Annotated in this window: 13 protein-coding genes; 4 read left to right on the top strand and 9 right to left on the bottom strand. The window is 50.8% G+C overall.

What is annotated here, in order from left to right; all coding sequences use genetic code 11:
- Positions 1 to 98: 98 nt before the first annotated feature.
- From ACMYR3_RS01035 to epsC, 3 genes are read right to left on the bottom strand one after another with little or no spacing between them, the layout of a single operon-like run.
- Positions 99 to 1,925, bottom strand: coding sequence for a family 2A encapsulin nanocompartment cargo protein cysteine desulfurase (locus ACMYR3_RS01035; RefSeq protein ID WP_424193674.1), 1,827 nt, complete (start codon positions 1,923 to 1,925; stop codon positions 99 to 101).
- Positions 1,912 to 2,829: a family 2A encapsulin nanocompartment shell protein gene (locus ACMYR3_RS01040; protein WP_424193676.1), complete on the bottom strand. Its 918-nt coding sequence runs from the start codon at positions 2,827 to 2,829 to the stop codon at positions 1,912 to 1,914. Before ACMYR3_RS01040 ends, ACMYR3_RS01035 begins: the two co-directional genes overlap by 14 nt.
- Positions 2,830 to 2,878: 49 nt before the next feature.
- Entirely contained in the window at positions 2,879 to 3,853 is a 975-nt protein-coding gene (epsC, locus tag ACMYR3_RS01045) for a serine O-acetyltransferase EpsC (RefSeq protein ID WP_424193678.1), read from the bottom strand.
- 576 nt (positions 3,854 to 4,429) lie between these two features.
- Between epsC and ACMYR3_RS01050 the strand changes: the two genes are divergently transcribed.
- Together ACMYR3_RS01050 and ACMYR3_RS01055 are read left to right on the top strand one after the other, a co-directional pair.
- Positions 4,430 to 4,708, top strand: coding sequence for a hypothetical protein (locus tag ACMYR3_RS01050; RefSeq protein WP_424193680.1), 279 nt, complete (start codon positions 4,430 to 4,432; stop codon positions 4,706 to 4,708).
- Positions 4,709 to 5,227: 519 nt separating this feature from the next.
- A complete protein-coding gene (locus ACMYR3_RS01055; RefSeq protein WP_424193682.1) occupies positions 5,228 to 7,117 on the top strand; it encodes a potassium transporter Kup in 1,890 nt (629 codons plus the stop codon).
- Positions 7,118 to 7,393: 276 nt separating this feature from the next.
- Here ACMYR3_RS01055 and ACMYR3_RS01060 read toward each other — a convergent pair whose 3' ends face one another.
- Together ACMYR3_RS01060 and ACMYR3_RS01065 are read right to left on the bottom strand one after the other, a co-directional pair.
- Entirely contained in the window at positions 7,394 to 7,558 is a 165-nt protein-coding gene (locus tag ACMYR3_RS01060) for a hypothetical protein (protein WP_424193683.1), read from the bottom strand.
- Positions 7,559 to 7,723: 165 nt separating this feature from the next.
- Positions 7,724 to 7,921 carry a hypothetical protein gene (locus tag ACMYR3_RS01065; RefSeq protein WP_424193684.1) on the bottom strand — a complete coding sequence of 66 codons (198 nt, stop codon included), beginning with the start codon at positions 7,919 to 7,921 and terminating at the stop codon, positions 7,724 to 7,726.
- A gap of 220 nt (positions 7,922 to 8,141) precedes the next feature.
- On the opposite strand from ACMYR3_RS01065, the gene ACMYR3_RS01070 reads away from it, so the two are divergent.
- Together ACMYR3_RS01070 and ACMYR3_RS01075 are read left to right on the top strand one after the other, a co-directional pair.
- Positions 8,142 to 9,464, top strand: a complete 1,323-nt coding sequence (locus ACMYR3_RS01070) for a Glu/Leu/Phe/Val family dehydrogenase (protein ID WP_424193686.1) — start codon at positions 8,142 to 8,144, stop codon at positions 9,462 to 9,464.
- An 80-nt stretch (positions 9,465 to 9,544) separates the two neighbouring features.
- A complete protein-coding gene (locus ACMYR3_RS01075; protein WP_424193688.1) occupies positions 9,545 to 10,573 on the top strand; it encodes an alpha/beta hydrolase family esterase in 1,029 nt (342 codons plus the stop codon).
- A 192-nt stretch (positions 10,574 to 10,765) separates the two neighbouring features.
- On the opposite strand, the gene kdpE is transcribed toward ACMYR3_RS01075, so the two are convergent.
- The 4 genes from kdpE to kdpB are packed head-to-tail and all read right to left on the bottom strand — an operon-like array spanning position 10,766 to position 16,997.
- Positions 10,766 to 11,464 carry a two-component system response regulator KdpE gene (gene kdpE / locus ACMYR3_RS01080; RefSeq protein ID WP_424193690.1) on the bottom strand — a complete coding sequence of 233 codons (699 nt, stop codon included), beginning with the start codon at positions 11,462 to 11,464 and terminating at the stop codon, positions 10,766 to 10,768.
- Entirely contained in the window at positions 11,461 to 14,226 is a 2,766-nt protein-coding gene (locus tag ACMYR3_RS01085; RefSeq protein ID WP_424193692.1) for a DUF4118 domain-containing protein, read from the bottom strand. The genes kdpE and ACMYR3_RS01085 overlap by 4 nt, the downstream gene beginning before the upstream one ends.
- A gap of 47 nt (positions 14,227 to 14,273) precedes the next feature.
- Entirely contained in the window at positions 14,274 to 14,870 is a 597-nt protein-coding gene (gene kdpC / locus ACMYR3_RS01090) for a potassium-transporting ATPase subunit KdpC (protein ID WP_424193694.1), read from the bottom strand.
- Between the two features lie 9 nt (positions 14,871 to 14,879).
- On the bottom strand, positions 14,880 to 16,997 hold the full coding sequence (gene kdpB, locus ACMYR3_RS01095) for a potassium-transporting ATPase subunit KdpB (RefSeq protein ID WP_424193696.1): 2,118 nt from the start codon (positions 16,995 to 16,997) through the stop codon (positions 14,880 to 14,882).
- Positions 16,998 to 17,002: the final 5 nt, after the last annotated feature.

The following is a 17,002-nucleotide window of genomic DNA, read 5'->3' on the forward strand; positions in this document are numbered from 1 at the left end:
TCAATCTGGCGCATCCTGGTGGTACTTCTGATTTGCACAGGATGGCCGTCAATAAATCAACTCTCGTTCTACCGTGTACGGATAGAACGAGAATGGATTTATTTTTGATGTTGATCAAAAATTGGGCGTTGACCACCCTGAAGCCGACGAATCGCCGCAACCAGAGCGTCAATATCAGCACAATTATTGTAGACCGCCAATGAGGGTCTGACCGTGGTTTCAAGACCAAAGCGTCGCAGGATAGGCTGGGCGCAATGATGCCCAGAACGTACCGCAATACCTTCCTGATTGAGTGCTGAGCCAACTTCTTCTGTACGAAAACCCGGCAAGATGAATGACAGCACACCAGCCTTATCTGGTGCAGTACCAATCAGTTTTAAGCCAGGAATATCGGATAGATGTTTGGTCGCATATTGCAGTAGCTGATGTTCATACCATGCAATATTATCAATCCCGATCTTCATGACATAATCGAGTGCGGCACCTAAACCGACCGCATCAGCAATATTGCCGGTGCCAGCTTCAAAGCGTCCTGGGGCTTGATGGTAGATGGTCTTTTCAAAAGTCACATCAACAATCATATTGCCACCGCCTTGCCATGGTTGGGTAGCATTGAGCAAATCTTCACGGCCATAGAGTGCGCCAATCCCGGTGGGTCCAAATACCTTATGTCCAGAAAAGACAAACCAATCACAATTGAGTGCCTGTACATCAGCACGCATATGCGAGACCGACTGTGCACCATCCAGTAAAACTTTGGCACCATGACGATGTGCCATTTCAATCATCTGTTTAGCCGGAGTAATGGTACCCAATGCATTGGAGACTTGTGTAAATGAAACCAGTTTCGTACGTGGGGAAAGCAGTTTCTCGTAAGCCTCAAGAATCACTTGGCCATTATCATCAACTGGTGCAACACGCAGATACGCACCTTTCTCGGCACATAACATTTGCCAAGGAACAATATTGGCATGATGTTCTAACCAGGTGATGATGATTTCGTCACCCGCCTTGATATGTTGACGCCCCCAGCTTTGTGCGACCAGATTGATTGCCTCTGTGGTACCTCGCACAAAAACGATTTCATTCACTGAACCAGCGTTGATAAACCGTTTTACAGTTTCACGAGCTCCTTCATAAGCGTCGGTAGCACGGGCAGCAAGTTCATGTGCAGCACGATGAATATTAGAGTTTTCATGCTCATAAAAGTAACTGACTCTATCAATGACTGATTGAGGCTTTTGTGTTGTGGCAGCATTGTCCAACCAAACTAACGACCTGCCATTGACCTTTTCCTTTAGAATGGGAAAGTCACCACGAATGGCGTGAAAATCCAACTCAGGGCCACTTGATCTGGTTGTGGGTAATGCCTGATGTTTATGAGCTTCTTGCCACGTGGGGACCTGAACAGATCGCTGGGTGGAAACACCAATTGAATTAGCCGGTAGTTTGGATGGGTCGAGAAAGTAATAATTGGATGTTGAATTGTTAATCCGACTACTTGCCGATGGAGGCAAACCCACTCTGTTATGTGGTGCGCTCAAGGTGTGCTGGCTGAACAAGGCAGTTAGCACTTCCTGATAGGGCAGCTCAGGTATTGTGGCTGGTATGAGGGAAGATTGTTCCGCTGTCGCCGAAGCATCTTGGATCACTGTACTTGCCGCAACAGCGGGGATAGCCTGAGACGACACATTTGGCAAGTTTGCCAAACCCAATGGTGCGCTACCAAGTGATAAACCAATACCGCCCCCACTGACAGGCGTACTAGGTGCTACATTAAATAACTCACTGGCGATTTTACTGAGCGTCGCTTCATCGGGCAGGCCCGTCAGTAAAGCAGGATCCAGTGCCAATGCGTCTGACCAAGCCCCCTCAGTTGGCGACGTGCCTGCCAATGATTGGGGAGTAGGATTAGCTATAGACATGGTACTTGCCTACGTCGACATTCTCAAGCACCGCAATCGCATCCGGCGTCAATACCGCCAAAGAGCAGTAGAGTGACACAAGATAAGAGGCAATGGCCTTGTGGTTAATACCCATGAAGCGAACCGACAATCCCATGCTCTGCTCACCAGGTAAATTGGGTTGGAACAATCCCACTACACCCTGCTTGCTTTCACCAGTACGGATTAACAGGATATTGGATTTACCATTTTCAACCAATAATTTGTCAGTAGGAATCAGGGGAATGCCACGCCATGTCAGAAATTGCGATCCAAATAAGGAAATGGTGGGTGGTGGCACACCACGGCGCGTACATTCACGACCAAAAGCAGCAATCGCTTGAGGATGGGCGAGAAAGAAGGCGGGTTCCTTCCAGACACGGGCGATCAGCTCATCCAGATCGTCAGGTGTTGGTGCGCCAGTACGCGGTTGTACGCGCTGTTCCGGGGCTGCATTGGTAAGCAGGCCATATTCCTTGTTATTGATCAGTTCACTTTCCTGGCGCTCCTTGATGATCTCAATGGTCAGGCGCAATTGCTCATGAATCTGATTGTGCGGACTACTATATAGATCAGACACGCGAGTGTGCACATCAACCACCGTGTTGACCGCGCTTAGCATGTACTCGCGTCCCCATTCTTCATAGTCCACAAAAGTTTCTGGTAGTGCGCGCTCATCCCGGCTGGAACAATCCACGATGATCTGCTTTTCATCCTTGACACGATTGACTCGATAAATACCGGCTTCAACCGGTACCCATTGCAGCATATGTACCAGCCAACGTGGTGTGATGCGCGATAACATCGGTACGGTTTTGGTGGCATTGGCCAGCGTACGGGCGGCAACATCACCTAATGCGGTCTGTGCCTCATGAATATCTGACATGAAAAACTCCTTGATACTTTTTTATAAAGAAAAATGAAAAATCGAATATTTATTCGACGTGACTATTGCTGGTTGAAGGGTGCAAACCCGGTGTGTCATGGCTGCTCACCACAATTTCATTGAGCACGTGCGCTTGATAAACATGGCTATTGGCTGGCACGTTGCGTGTCAACCAGACATTGCCGCCAATGGTTGAGCCTTGACCGATGGTGATGCGCCCCAGAATGGTGGCGCCTGCATAGATCACCACATTGTCTTCCACGATGGGATGGCGAGGCTCGCCTTTGACCAGTGTGCCATCCGCTTCAATGGGAAAACGTTTGGCCCCGAGTGTGACGGCTTGGTAAAGGCGGACATGCTCACCGATAATGGCGGTCTCACCAATCACTACACCGGTACCATGATCAATAAAGAAGCGCGCGCCAATCTGTGCGCCAGGATGGATATCCACGCCGGTAATAGAGTGGGCGATATCGGAAATGATGCGCGCGAGCAGTGGCACACCTAACGAATAGAGCTCATGGCCAATGCGGTAATGTGTGATTGCCGTTATACCCGGGTAACAAACCAGCATTTCATCAATGCTGCGCGCAGCAGGATCACCTTGAAAAGCTGCTTCGATATCGGTATCCAACAAGCGCCGGATATTGGGTAAACGGCCAGCAAAAGTCTGGCAAATGGTTTCGGCACGCAATCGATCTGCATCAGAAAGATGATCAAGACCTGATACATACAGCAGCTCACGGCGAATCTGCTCTTCCAGCGCTTTGAGCGCCACATCCAGAGTATGGCCCACGTAGTAATCAATTCCTTGATCAGTTAGATCGGGGCGTCCGAGGCGATTAGGGAAGAGTGCTGCACCCAATCCTTCTAGAACATTGATTAAGACCTTGCGGGAGGGCAGCTTGGGTGGTCGATCACCACGATGGCGATTTTCCAGGGATTGGATACGAATTGCACCGAGCTGAGTTACCACGTCATCAATTTGGGATGCCCTGAGTGCATTACTAGTGCTCGTATTCATAACAACCTTTTCCATCTATTGATGGGGGAAGTATATGAATAGAGTGACTAAGCAGACAAAGAATAAAAACGGATTAGTTTAATCAGTCATATCTGTAGAGCGAATAAGGTTATGCGAAAAATGATTTAGCGGTAATTGGATTGGGGTGATTGTTTAATAAGCGGTTATGTTGAAAAAGCCTTTTCTATTGATGGCAGTGATTGTTTTCGCTTGCTGCTGGTCAATGATCGAATGCCTTAAAAAGTTGCACGTGATGTGATTTTTATTTGATGACTTGATATATTTGTTATTAGGGTCATTAATGAGTCTGAAGAAATGAAATGTGAAATTTAAATAATGTGCTTCATGTTCGAGGGTTGGAAATGATTGTTCTTGATTTATAAAAAAATAGATAAATGAGAATCGGCGTTTTTTCACGATAAAGCGTTTGGAATGATTATTCCATTCTTGGAATTCAAATATTTCAAAAGTTATTTATATACAAACTCGATTTTGAGCTAATTTATGCATAAATAAACTTGAATCTCAACTTATTGATAGAATATGGTCTCCTTGCTCATTTTAAGAAGCCAATCAATGACATTTAAAGAAAAAGATTTAAGCAAAATTTCATCGCCTGCCAAAAAACCTAAGCTGGTTGGTCAGTATCTGGTGGCATCTTCCAAAAAATCATTGACTGATATTGATTTGAACCTGGCTAAACGCACCTGCTTTTTTGCAGAGTGGAACGGTAAGGCCTGGTTTGCCGATGCGTTGATGTCCGGAAAAAAAGTACAGCTTTCTAATCAGGCCTTGTACTGGCGTGGTTTGGCCGAGTCGGCTGACGCGCCTGTAGAAGTTGCTAAGCCTGAGTAAATATTGGTTATAACAGTGACTTTCTGTATTTAATGGTGCAGTTGGTCGCTGCTTAACCTGCTCATATCGGGTGGGGCTGGACGGCATCATGCCGCCTAATTGGTGGCAGGGGATTTCTTGTCCTACTTAACTGACTTGCTGCCCGCTTGGCTGGTTTAGTGTTGCTGGTTTGATCAGTGCTGGTGCACCCGACAGTGATTGGTATCAATCTCATTTCGCTGTCCCTAGATGCTTGCTTTTTATGGGTGTGATTGCATGGCCTGCGCCCGAAAGCGCTGATTTCTCCTGAGCCATATCAAATTGGTTTGAAATTTGTCTGGGCAGACCGCAACATCTGGTGTTCAAGTTTCAATCTCCCACAATCGCCGTCATGGGTATTGCTACAATACCCCGGTACAATCTTCTTATGGTTGATTTATGACGTCACGAGTTCATGAACTCGTGGCTCCTCGTGTTTAGCTTTTAGCTTCGAGTGGTGATGACCTCGCTGTCCAGAATTTCATATTCGATAAAGTCCCAATGAGCGTTTCCTCGCATTCCCCGGATAAAAAAAGTAGTGTCGCCGCATTGACCCTCGCTGCGGTGGGTATTGTTTACGGTGATATTGGCACCAGCCCGCTCTATGCCTTGCAGGCTATTTTTAATACCGAACATGGTCTGCATTTCGATGAGACCAACTTATTTGGCGTCATTTCGCTCATCATCTGGGGGCTGACCATCATTGTGGCGCTCAAGTATGTCACCTTGATCCTGCGTGCCAATAATCGCGGCGAGGGTGGCATCATGGCTTTGATGGCACTGGCGCTGACCTCGGTGACCAAGACTTCTCGCTGGTACAAGCCATTGATGTTATTGGGACTGTGTGGAACGGCGTTATTTTTTGGCGATAGCGTCATTACACCAGCAATCTCGGTGTTGTCAGCGATGGAAGGGCTCGAAGTGGCAACACCCGGGCTGGAGCATTTTGTGGTGCCGCTGACTTTGATCGTATTGATTTTTCTGTATGCCATTCAGTCACGCGGCACAAGCGGGATCGGCAAATTGTTTGGGCCCGCGATGATGATCTGGTTTTTGGCGCTGGCGGTGATGGGCGTGATCAATATTTTGAAGGCGCCACAAATCCTGCAAGCCATCAATCCCTGGTATGCCTTTAAATTTTTAAACAATAACCGGCTGGCGGCGTTTTTATCGCTGGGCTCGGTGGTACTGGCTTTCACTGGTGCCGAAGCCCTGTATGCCGATATGGGCCATTTTGGTAAAAAGCCAATTCGGCTTGCCTGGTTTCTGATTGCTTTCCCAGCGTTATCGCTCAATTATCTAGGACAAGGTGGACTGTTACTGAGTGAGCCTGATGCGCTGGATAATCCGTTTTTTCATCAGCTCGGTACATGGAGTGTTTATCCCCTGATTGTACTGGCGACAGTGGCGACCATCATTGCGTCGCAAGCCACCATATCGGGTGCATTCTCAATGACACGCGAAGCCATCGCGCTGGGCTTCATGCCGCGCATGAAGATCATCCATACTTCGAGCAGTGAAATGGGGCAGATCTATATTCCTTCCATTAATTGGATGCAATTGTGTGCCGTACTGCTTGCCGTTGTGGGCTTTGGCTCGTCTGCCAGTCTGAGCGCTGCTTATGGGATTGCGGTGACCGGCACGATGATGGTGACGACTATTCTTACTTTTTTTGTGATCTTTTATGGTTGGAAATACAATCTCTTGCTGGCCTTGCTGGCAAGCAGTTTCTTTCTGACGATTGATCTTGCATTTTTTTCTGCCAACGCGCTAAAGATCGTTCATGGTGGCTGGTTTCCTTTGATTCTTGGTGCGGCGGTTTTCACCATCATGTCGACCTGGAAACGCGGCCGACAACTGGTATTTGAAAACCTCCAAAAGCACGCCATTCCACTCGAAAGCTTTCTGGTTTCATTGTTCATGGCGCCACCAGTGCGGGTGCCAGGCACGGCCATCTTTTTGCGTGGTGAGTCAGATGGTGTGCCACACGCCTTGCTGCATAATCTGTCGCACAATAAGGTTGTGCACGAACGTCTCGTCTTTTTGACTGTACATATTGCGCCAGTTCCTTGGGTCACCTTGGACGAGCAAGTGCAGGTCAGAGATTTGGGTAATCACTGTTTTCAGCTGGATATCAAACTTGGCTTCAAAGATGAGCCTGATCTGCCCAAAGCATTGAGTCAGTGCGGGCAGCTTGGCATTCAATTTGAAATGATGGAAACCTCGTTCTTCATTGCGCGCCAGACACTGATTTCGACACCGGATAGTGGTATGGCACGATGGCGCGAACAGTTATTTGTCGCCATGTCACGCAATGCACCGAGTGCGGCAGACTACTACCTGATTCCATCCAATCGTGTGATTGAATTGGGTACCCAGATCGAAATCTAGCACGGCCAGGTTTGACCTGTGATGGCGTTTTATGGATCGATATTGCAGACGCCTGGCGATAGTGGTTTGGTCTGCGTAACCATCATGCAAGTACAGATAGACGACTGTTAGAACAAAACAATCGCATATTCAATGGAGTATCTGATTATTTTGGTTTGTTCAGTGCGTTATATATGGATATTTAAATATACCGGTACAGAGTATATTGTCAGTGCGATGATGCCCACGTGCAGCTGAAGGCGCAGCGGGCATCTTGCTACCGTTGCACGCTGTTGTTTAACGTGCACCTTTGTGGCCTTTTTGGCCGTCATTTTTGTGACGCCCCATCACCTCACGACTTTCTGCCGCTTGTTTTACTTTCTTGTCATCATGAGCGGGTGGTGCTTGAACGGGCTGGTGATGCCCACCTTTGCTTGGCTGGTTTGGGGATCTACTTGTCATATACCCTCCTGTGAAGATTGAATTAATCTGAATTAGACTGATTCAACGATAGGAAATTCAGGAATTAATTTTTTATTCCCTCTTTGCCTTGGATCAATCGGCATGCCGACCTTCAAGTGATGATGCTGTTTGAACAAGCTAATTTGACTCACTTATTTGATTCACTTACTTGGTAGTTGCAGCACAGGCGGTGTCAGTGCTTTTTTTGGCAGGATTGCAGCAATCCATGGCACTTTTGGCGTTATCTCTGGCTTCCGGCAATTTCTTTTGATCGTGCGATTGCGCCGCTTGCTGGTGTTGTTTGGCAGCCGCCTCATGATCATTAGCTGCTTGTTTGTGTACACCGTTTAATGGTCGTGTCATGCAAGTGCTGGTTCCTTGCGAGTGCGAATACTTGATGTCATGGTGGTCAGCCAGATTGTTCGAATGACTTGAGCAATATGACAAGTCATCAGAAGCTTGCATATGGTTGTCTACAGTGCCTTAGGCAACATAATGTGGCCTCACTGGCCATGATGTGGGCATAAACCGGTTAGACTATTGCATGAGTTTGCTGGTGCATGGATAACCGGAGTGATGGATCATGAATATGCCTTCAACAGTACAGACGCATAGTCTGCCTGACCATGAACTGAATCATGGTCTTTCCTATGTCCACCCTAATATGGATAGTCCCTGGGGCACTTATCTTTCCCAGATTGATCGGGTGACACCCTATCTGGGCCATCTGGCCAAATGGGTGGAAACCTTGAAACGCCCCAAGCGTGCCCTGATTGTCGACATTCCGGTTGAACTGGATGATGGCCGCGTGGCGCACTTTGAGGGATTTCGGGTGCAGCACAATATGAGTCGTGGCCCGGGTAAGGGTGGTGTACGCTTTCATCCCAACGTCAATCTTGAAGAAGTCATGGCCTTGTCGGGCTGGATGACGATTAAAAATGCCGCCGTCAATTTACCCTTTGGTGGCGCCAAGGGCGGGGTGCGGATTGATCCCAAGCAGTTTTCAATCAAGGAGCTGGAACGCGTGACGCGTCGCTACACCAGCGAGATCGGCTCCATCATCGGCCCCCAGCAGGATATTCCCGCACCCGACGTCAACACCAATGCGCAGATCATGGCCTGGATGATGGATACCTATTCCATCAACGCCGGCCAAACGGTCACTGGCGTCGTCACCGGTAAACCGGTGCATCTGGGGGGCTCACTGGGACGCGTCAAAGCCACGGGTCGTGGTGTCTTTGTCACTGGGCGAGAAGCATCGCGCCGCATCAATCTGGCCTTGGATGGTGCACGCGTCATTTTGCAAGGTTTTGGTAATGTGGGGGCCTCGGCCGCCGAATTATTTGCCCAGGCGGGTGGCAAAATCATCGCTGTACAAGATCATTCCGGTACTCTCTTCAATCAGCATGGCCTGGACGTGATGACCTTGACGGCCCATGTCCAACAGACCGGCGGTGTGGCTGGTTTTGGCGAAGCCGAAGTGATTGCTGCCGAAGATTTTTGGGATATCGACAATGAAATTTTGATTGCTGCCGCTCTGGAAGGACAAATCACCACCGAACGGGCGCGTCGCATCAAAAGCCGTCTGGTGCTGGAAGGTGCCAATGGTCCCACCGTGCCCTATGCCGATGATATGCTCAAGGAACGCAATATTTTGGTGGTGCCCGACGTCATCTGCAATGCAGGTGGTGTGATCGTGAGTTACTTTGAATGGGTACAGGATTTTTCCAGCTTTTTCTGGAGCGAAGATGAAATCAATCTGCGTCTGGACAAAATTATTGGGGATGCTTTCAAGGCCATCTGGGCCACGTCGGATCGCTTGCGGATCAGCCTGCGCACAGCGGCTTTTGCCGTTGCTTGCGAGCGGATATTGATTGCCCGTGAAGAGCGGGGTTTATATCCTTGAGCTGGTCGATTTAATCCAATTCAATGCCAACTCACAATTTTATTCAGCGTTGATATGCTATTTATTAAAATTTTCTTGATATGGTAAGGCGTAAAAAATCCATCTGGAGCCGATCCTTACAACGTAGCCTCAATGCCCTGACACGCAGTGCCATCAATGTGGGTTCCAAGGCAGTCAAGCAGGCCTTGCGCAGTACGCCCGTTGTTAAAAAGATAGCGAGTTCTAACAGCGCGGCGTTGGCTGCGGGAAAAATGAGCATGGGTATTGCTGTGGGGGCGACGGGCGGGCGCCGCTACTGGCTCTATCAACCCGCGGCACTACAGCATGATGAGTCACTGCCCTTGCTGGTCATGCTGCATGGTTGTGGGCAAGATGCCAAGGAACTGGCGGCTTGCAGTCGCATGAACCGCCTGGCCGCGCGCGAACGTTTTATCGTGCTCTATGTTGAGCAGGATCGTCTGGCCAATATGCAGGGTTGCTGGAATTGGTATGAAACCCGATCTGGCTTGGCGCAAGCTGAAGCCGCCATCATTGACAAGGCGATTGATCAGGTTTGTCTGCTGCATGCGGTTGATGCTACGCGGATTGCGGTAGCTGGCCTGTCAGCGGGTGCCAGTATGGCCGCTTTGCTGGCCACCAGACATCCTGAACGTTTTCGGGCAGTGGTCATGCATTCGGGGGTAGCCCCTGGTATGGCACATTCTTCAGTCACTGCTTTGCGCGCCATGCGGGGGCGTGAGAAAGTCATTACACCGCTTGACCCTTTTCCACCTGGTACGCGTTTGCCGGCCCTGCTGGTGATACAGGGTAGCGCTGATGGCGTTGTCGCTCCCAGTAATGGGGCCATTGCGGCGCGGCGCTGGGCGGCCCTGTGCGGGACAACGGCGGTTACTTCACGCGTTTTGCAACGCGGTGCTCGTTACCCTGCCACGATTACCGATTATCGTGTTGGCAAACAACTGGTGGCGACTCAGTACCAGATTTCCGGATTGGGTCATGCCTGGAGTGGTGGCGCAAAGGGCCGCGCCTACAGCGACCCCCATGGCCCGGATGCCTCGCGCATCATCTGGGCATTTGTGAGCAGGCAATTTGCCAGTGTTGGAGAATGACCTTGTTTTAGATCATTTTCTCTTGAAATTAGGGAGTATGATCTGAATCTGGCTTGTTAAGTGCTTATAGTAATGATCATAAAAATTACTATGCCCAGTATATTTTTTTATCCTGATTTGATTTAACTGCTTTGCCAGTTAAGGTATGACTGGGTGTCTGCAAACTTCAACGTCCGATCATCAGGCCAAAAGTCAAGCCGTAAGCAATAAGCGATAACCCACCGCGGTTTCAGTCTGCAAGTACTGTGGCTGGGCCGGATCATCTTCCAGTTTTTGCCGTAGATGTCCCATATAAATGTGCAGATAATGGCTGCTATCGGTATGGCTTGGCCCCCAGACTTTACTCAACAGCTGCGGATTGGTGACGACCCGACCAGCATGATTGACCAGCACGCTCAATAGCCGATATTCGGTCGGTGTTAAATGTACCGGCTGATTGGCCTTGCTGACGAGTCGGTTGTTGAGATCCACTTTAACATCACCAAATTGCACGACACCATTGACACTGGCAGCAGGTTGCCGTTGGCGGCGCAGTGTGGCGCGTACCCGTGCGAGCAACTCGCCGACACCAAAAGGTTTGGTTAAATAATCGTCGGCACCCGCATCCAGTGCCGCAATCTTGTCTGATTCATCAACGCGTGCCGACAGCACGATGATGGGCACGTTTGACCAGTGCCGGACATCTTTGATGAAGTCCACGCCATCACCATCAGGCAGGCCAAGGTCGAGCACAATCAAATCGGGTTTGCGCGTGCCAGCGTCAATCAGTCCGCGTTGCAACGTTTCCGTCTCCCAAACCTGCCAGCCCTCTGCTTCCAGGGCATTGCGCACAAAACGGCGAATTTGCGGCTCGTCTTCGACCAATAAAGCTATTGGGGTAGGTTCACTCATGATGTTGAAATTTTATTATTCATTGGCATTTCGTCCAGTTCAGGCATTGCAGGCGGGGTGCCGAGGGGAATCGTAAAGATAAAGGCAGCGCCACCTGCCGAAGATTGCTCTGCCCAGATAGTACCGCCATGGGCTGAGACGATGGCACGACAAATTGCCAATCCCAGGCCGACACCGGGCGTGGCTGATTCACGCTCGCCACGCGTAAATTTTTCAAATAGTTTTTCGGCCTGGGTATCAGGCAGACCGGGGCCGTTATCGGCAACGGTGATGTACATGAAAGCGTCACCGACATGTGCCGAGATCGTGATGACTGTATCGGCTGGCGTATATTTGGCGGCGTTTTCCAGCAGATTGCATAACACCCGTTCAATCAAAATGGCATCGACCTGAAGCAGCGGCAAGTCGTGACTCAGATTGGTTTGCACGTGATGCCGGACCAGTTGTGAATTACTGGCGCGCAGGGCGCTACCTACCAGACTTTCCAGTGAGTGCCATTGCATGTTGAGTTTGACCATACCGCTTTCAATTCTTGCCATATCCAGCAGATTGGTCACCAGGTTGCTCATGCGCAGTGCTTCACCATGTAAGGCCTGGGCAAACTCGCGGTCAGTCGGTGCGCTGATCGACCTGGATAGCGCCAGCGATTCGGACAGTCCGACGATGGACGTCAAGGGGGTACGCAAATCATGCGAGAGCGCTGATAACAGTGAATTGCGCAAGCGCTCCGATTCCATATGGATCAAGGCATCCTGTGCCACTTCACTGTAATGCAGGCGCTCCAGCGCAATCGCCGCCAGCGTGGCAAAGGTATCAAGCTGTTGGCGTTGTTCCGGAATCAAGGTCCAGCGCCGACTATTGGGCTGCAGCGCAAGAATACCGCGGGTGCGCATGGGGGCGACCAGTGGTAGATAAAAACTGCTGCTACCGGGCAGCATATCGGTTCCCATACCGGCTGCGGTAGCATGATCAAAAGCCCATTGTGCAATGCCGATATCCAGCACGCTCAGATTGGCTGATCGGGAGGCATCATCCTGCAGGGTTGGTGGCAGTTGTAAACGGCCAAAGTTATCCGGTAGTAATAAAGTTGCCTTGGCATCAAAGGTACGCTGGATAAATAGGCGGGTCGTTTCAAAAATCTGCTCGGTCTGCAAGGTACCGGACAAGGCACGGGCAAACTCATACAGCGCCCGTGAACGCGATTCCCGCTGCACGGCGACACGCGCCTGATAGCGCAGATTGGCAGTCAGGTGAGCGGTGATCAATCCGACAATCAGCATGATGACAAACGTGAGAATGTATTGCAGATCACTGACTGCAAAAGAGAACCTGGGTGGCACAAAAAAGAAGTCGAAAACACCCACGCCCACCATGGTCGCAATGATGGCCGGGCCACGCCCCAAACGTACCGCGACCAGCACTACTGTCAACAAGAAAACCATGACAATATTGGCCAGATCAAAGTAGGGAATCAGCGGTGTGGCAATCAGGCCGGTCAAAAGGCTGGCCAGGGCACCAACCAGGTAGCGCCATTGGCGGCTGGCTTGAGGTGGCTGCGCCAGTGCTACCGATTTGCCCGGATTGAATGGTTGATTATTTTGATTGCTGTCACGGGTCACTTTGCTGACCCGTCCAACTTCGGTCAGATCAAGTGTCGGTGCCAGCGTATCAATGCGCTTGGTCAGCGTGGGACGCCAGGGCCAGAACGAATGGCCGCGCCCAATCACAATGGTTGAAAAATTATGACTGCGGGCGTATTCAACCATCGCCGTTGCCACTTCATGACCGGTCAGGACGGTGGTGGTTGCGCCCAGATCCTGTGCCAGCTTCAAAGATTCCAAAATTTTTTGTCGTAGTGAAGAGGGAAGACGTTGCAGCTTGGGTGTCTCTACATAAACGGCGTGCCATTCGGCATTGAGTTGGTTGGCCAAGCGGGCGGCACTACGTATCACATGTTCGGCACCGGGGCGTGGGCCAACACCGACCAGCAGGGCCGCATCCGTTTTCCAAACAGTATCAATCGATTGTTCAATCCGATAAGCCTGTACATCGTTTTCAATCCGGTCGGCAGTACGACGCAGTGCCAGTTCACGTAGCGCAATCAGATTGCCTTTTCTGAAGAAATGACGGGAGGCGCGTTCAGCCTGCTGTGCCTGATACACCTTGCCAGCTTTCAGGCGCGATAACAGTTCATCAGCAGGAATGTCAACGAGTACCAATTCATCGGCTTCATCAAACACGGTATCGGGCAGGGTTTCTGCCACCCGCACGCCGGTAATGCCGGCAACCACATCATTGAGACTTTCAAGATGTTGCACATTGACCGTGGTAAACACATTCATGCCGGCATTGAGCAATTCTTCAACATCCTGCCAGCGTTTGGGGTGGCGTGAGCCCGGTGCGTTGGTGTGTGCCAGTTCATCAACCAGCACCAGTGCAGGATGGCGTGCCAGCACGGTATCAATATCGAATTCGGCAATGGCTTTGCCGCGATAGACAATCTGCTTGAGAGGAATACTTTCCAGCCCTTTTAACAGTGCGGCAGTTTCAGTGCGGCCGTGGGTTTCCACAATGCCAACGATGGGCTCATGACCCTCCTGTTTGAGTTTGCTGGCCGCCGCCAGCATTGCGTAGGTTTTGCCCACTCCGGCGCAAGCACCAAAGTAAATACGCAGTTTGCCGCGTTGCGCACGCCGTTCCTGCTCCTGAACCTGGGCAAGCAGGGCATCAGGATCGGGTCGCTGGAAATCGGTCTGGGCCATATAAGGGGTGAGCACGCCACGCAGTTTTCATCGATTCTGCCATAGTCTCATTGTCCAGTTGACTGGTTAATCTGGCTTACTTGATCCAGCGTCAGATTGAGTTGCAATACATTGATGCGCGGCTCGCCCAAAAACCCCAGGTATTGGGGCAGACTATTTTTCTCAATCAATTGCCGTACCTGCTCCATTGAAATTTTACGTACATTGGCAATACGTTCCGCTTGATAATAAGCCGCAGCCAGACTGATTTCGGGATCAAGGCCACTGGCCGAAGTGGTGACGAGATCAATCGGGATGGCGGCCTGGTTGATTGGATCGGCCGCCTGCAATGCTTCAATTCGGCTTTTGATTGCATCCAGGAGAGCAGGGTTGCTTGGCCCCAGATTGGAGCCACTGGACGCCAGACCATTATTGGGCATGGGTGCGGTAGCCGAAGGACGGCCCCAAAAGTATTGGGGGGCCGTGAATGCCTGACCGATCAGGCTTGAACCGATGATCTGACCATCATGTATCAGCAGGCTACCGGCAGTTTGTTGCGCAAACAATAATTGCCCTAGGCCGGTCATGGCATAGGGATACAGTACACCGCAGATCAGTGTCAGTGCAGCAAACAGGGTGAGAGCCGGACGAATCAGTGATTTCATTATCTTCTCCTAGGCGAGGTGCAGGACTGAGTGAATCAGGGCCAAAGCCATATCAATCAGCTTGATGCCGACAAAGGGCAGGGCCAACCCACCCAGGCCATATATCAGCAGGTTGCGTCTGAGCAGCAGTGCGGCACCGATGGCGCGATATTTCACGCCTTTCAACGCCAAGGGGATCAGGACAATAATGATCAGTGCATTGAAGATGACTGCCGAAATGATGGCCGATGAAGGGCTGGTGAGGTGCATGACATCGAGCGCCTTGAGTTGTGGATAGGTGCTCACAAAAGCAGCCGGGATGATCGCAAAATATTTGGCCACATCATTGGCAATTGAAAAAGTGGTGAGCGCACCGCGCGTCATCAGCATCTGCTTGCCGATTTCAACAATTTCAAGCAGCTTGGTGGGATTGGAATCCAGATCGACCATATTGCCCGCTTCCTTGGCGGCCTGGGTGCCGGAGTTCATCGCTACGGCGACATCGGCTTGAGCCAGTGCCGGGGCATCATTGGTGCCGTCTCCCGTCATCGCTACCAGCCGACCTTCAGCCTGATAACTGCGGATCAGCTTCAATTTTTGTTCGGGGGTGGCTTCTGCGAGAAAATCATCCACCCCGGCTTCAGCCGCAATGGCGGCTGCTGTCAATTGATTGTCTCCGGTGATCATGATGGTCTTGATGCCCATTTGACGTAATTCGGCAAAGCGCTCGCGTATCCCGCCTTTGACAATATCCTTTAGTTCAATTGTGCCCATTACTCGGCCATCATCTACCACCACGAGGGGCGTACTACCACGACGAGAAATGGCGTCAACTGTCTGGGCTACGGCGGCAGGAAAGTTGTGACCCAGTTCTGCCACATGCTTTTTAACTGCATCGACCGCGCCTTTGCGAATAGCGCGTTGACCAATGTCAATGCCACTCATTCGGGTTTGTGCGCTGAAATGGACGAATGTGGCATTGAGTGTCGCCATATCGCGTTCACGAATATTGAAGCGTTGCTTGGCCAGGATCACGATGCTGCGTCCTTCCGGGGTTTCATCGGCCAATGAAGCCAGTTGTGCGACATCAGCCAGTTGTAATGCACTGACCCCTGGTGCAGGAACAAACTCGGCGGCTTGACGATTGCCCAGTGTGATGGTGCCGGTCTTGTCCAGCAGCAGCACATCCACATCGCCCGCGGCCTCAACGGCGCGTCCAGAAGTGGCAATCACATTGGCCTGCATCATGCGGCTCATGCCGGCCACACCAATGGCGGACAACAGGCCGCCAATGGTGGTCGGTATCAGGCAGACCAGCAAGGCAATCAACACGGTGATGGTGATGGGTGACCCAGCACCGGCCGTCGCAACGCTGAATAATGAAAATGGCAACAAGGTCACTGTGACCAGCAGAAAGATGATGGTCAGTGCCACGAGCAGGATGGTCAACGCAATTTCATTGGGTGTTTTCTGGCGCTTGGCACTTTCCACCATGGCAATCATTCGATCAATGAATGCTTCGCCGGGATTAGCCGTTACTCTTATTACGAGCCAGTCAGACAAGACCCGGGTGCCGCCAGTCACGGAAGAGAAATCACCCCCTGACTCGCGAATCACCGGAGCGGACTCACCAGTAATGGCGCTCTCATCAACTGATGCCACACCGTCTGTAACTTCCCCATCTGCAGGAATAATGTCGCCAGCTTCGACCAGCACAAAATCGCCTTTACGCAAATTGCTCGCGGATATGGGCGTGCTGTTGCTGTCACGGGTGGGGGCGCTTAATTTGCGTGCCACAACAGTTTGCTTGAGTGCTCGTAAAAAACTCGCCTGCGCTTTGCTGCGTCCTTCGGCCAGGGCTTCGGCAAAGTTGGCAAATAGGACGGTAAACCAAAGCCAGATCGTATTGGTCAAGATGAACCCAGGGCTTGCTTCGCCAACGCCGGTCAACGCTTGAATATAGAGCAGGCTTGTAAGGATGGCGCCGATATAGACCACAAACATCACCGGATTGCGTAGCTGATGGCGAGGATCAAGTTTTTTGAAGGTGGCCACCAGAGCGGCATTGAGCAGAGTGGTATCGAGCAGCTTGAGCTGTGGATGATGGCTCGCGGCATTGTGATTGGTTTCTGATGCTGAAATAGACATGGCAA

Source organism: Ampullimonas aquatilis (assembly GCF_049675895.1).
In the GTDB taxonomy this organism is placed as follows: domain Bacteria; phylum Pseudomonadota; class Gammaproteobacteria; order Burkholderiales; family Burkholderiaceae_D; genus Ampullimonas; species Ampullimonas aquatilis.

Bases quoted from the DNA above. Each gene is read 5' to 3' on its own strand.
- ACMYR3_RS01040 (WP_424193676.1), bottom strand. From the start codon at position 2,829: ATGTCAGATATTCATGAGGCACAGACCGCATTAGGTGATGTTGCCGCC.
- ACMYR3_RS01070 (WP_424193686.1), top strand. From the start codon at position 8,142: ATGAATATGCCTTCAACAGTACAGACGCATAGTCTGCCTGACCATGAA.
- kdpE (WP_424193690.1), bottom strand. From the start codon at position 11,464: ATGAGTGAACCTACCCCAATAGCTTTATTGGTCGAAGACGAGCCGCAA.
- ACMYR3_RS01075 (WP_424193688.1), top strand. From the start codon at position 9,545: ATGGTAAGGCGTAAAAAATCCATCTGGAGCCGATCCTTACAACGTAGC.
- epsC (WP_424193678.1), bottom strand. From the start codon at position 3,853: ATGAATACGAGCACTAGTAATGCACTCAGGGCATCCCAAATTGATGAC.
- kdpB (WP_424193696.1), bottom strand. From the start codon at position 16,997: ATGTCTATTTCAGCATCAGAAACCAATCACAATGCCGCGAGCCATCAT.
- ACMYR3_RS01065 (WP_424193684.1), bottom strand. From the start codon at position 7,921: ATGACACGACCATTAAACGGTGTACACAAACAAGCAGCTAATGATCAT.
- ACMYR3_RS01050 (WP_424193680.1), top strand. From the start codon at position 4,430: ATGACATTTAAAGAAAAAGATTTAAGCAAAATTTCATCGCCTGCCAAA.
- ACMYR3_RS01055 (WP_424193682.1), top strand. From the start codon at position 5,228: ATGAGCGTTTCCTCGCATTCCCCGGATAAAAAAAGTAGTGTCGCCGCA.
- ACMYR3_RS01060 (WP_424193683.1), bottom strand. From the start codon at position 7,558: ATGACAAGTAGATCCCCAAACCAGCCAAGCAAAGGTGGGCATCACCAG.
- kdpC (WP_424193694.1), bottom strand. From the start codon at position 14,870: ATGAAATCACTGATTCGTCCGGCTCTCACCCTGTTTGCTGCACTGACA.
- ACMYR3_RS01035 (WP_424193674.1), bottom strand. From the start codon at position 1,925: ATGTCTATAGCTAATCCTACTCCCCAATCATTGGCAGGCACGTCGCCA.
- ACMYR3_RS01085 (WP_424193692.1), bottom strand. From the start codon at position 14,226: ATGGCCCAGACCGATTTCCAGCGACCCGATCCTGATGCCCTGCTTGCC.